The organism is Rhodococcus sp. P3_B8 (assembly GCF_056402775.1).
The window spans coordinates 1-1,147 of record NZ_JBFUGT010000643.1 but is presented as its reverse complement, the minus strand read 5'-3'; the positions used below and the strand labels follow the sequence as shown (position 1 = coordinate 1,147).

Genomic DNA, 1,147 nt, shown 5'->3' with positions numbered 1-1,147 from the left:
CACCCAGGTGATCTTCACATTCCGGGAACTGCTCAACGCCCGCAAGGGCGAACTCGCCGAAATCATCACCGCCGAGCACGGCAAGGTCGTCTCCGACGCCCTCGGCGAAGTCTCCCGCGGCCAGGAAGTCGTCGAATTCGCCTGCGGCATCGCCCACCTGCTCAAAGGCGGCATGACCGAAAACGCCTCCACCAACATCGACGTCTCCTCCMTCCGCCAACCCGTCGGCCCGGTCGGSATCATCTCCCCGTTCAACTTCCCCGCCATGGTCCCGATGTGGTTCTTCCCCATCGCCATCGCCGCCGGCAACACCGTCGTCCTCAAACCSWSCGAGAAGGACCCCACCGCCGCGATCTGGATGGCCGAACTCTGGGCCGAAGCCGGMCTCCCSGCCGGSGTCTTCAACGTSCTCCARGGCGACAAGACCGCCGTCGACGAACTCCTCACCMACCCCGCCATCAAGGCCATCAGCTTCGTCGGCTCCACCCCCATCGCCCAGTACGTCTACGCCACCGGCACCGCCCACGGCAAACGCGTCCAAGCCCTCGGCGGGGCGAAGAACCACGCCATCGTCCTGCCCGACGCCGACCTCGACCTCGCCGCCGACGCCATGGTCAACGCCGGCTTCGGSTCCGCCGGSGAACGCTGCATGGCCATCAGTGCCCTGGTCGCGGTCGGCGACATCGCCGACGAACTCGTCGCCAAGATCAAGGACCGCACCGACACGTTGAAGATCGGCGACGGCACCCARGAYTCCGACATGGGMCCGCTGGTGACCAAGGTGCACCGCGACAAGGTCGCCTCCTACATCGACGCCGGCGAAAACGACGGSGCCACCATCGTCGTCGACGGGCGCACCGTGCAGGCAAACGGCGGCAAGGACGGRTTCTGGCTCGGMCCSACCCTCATCGACCACGTCACCACCGACATGAGYGTGTACACCGACGAAATCTTCGGACCCGTCCTSTCCGTCATCCGCGTCGACTCCTACGACGAGGCCCTGGAACTGGTGAACTCGAGCCAGTTCGGCAACGGCACCGCCATCTTCACCAACGACGGCGGCGCCGCCCGACGGTTCCAGAACGAGGTCGAGGTCGGCATGGTCGGCATCAACGTCCCCATCCCCGTCCCCATGGCGTACTACTAC

Annotated in this window: 1 protein-coding gene; it reads left to right on the top strand. The window is 66.1% G+C overall.

The features are described 5' to 3' along the window. Positions 1-1,147: CoA-acylating methylmalonate-semialdehyde dehydrogenase (gene mmsA / locus AC1D1G_RS45420; RefSeq protein ID WP_477956962.1), on the top strand; the 1,147-nt coding region annotated here is incomplete at both ends.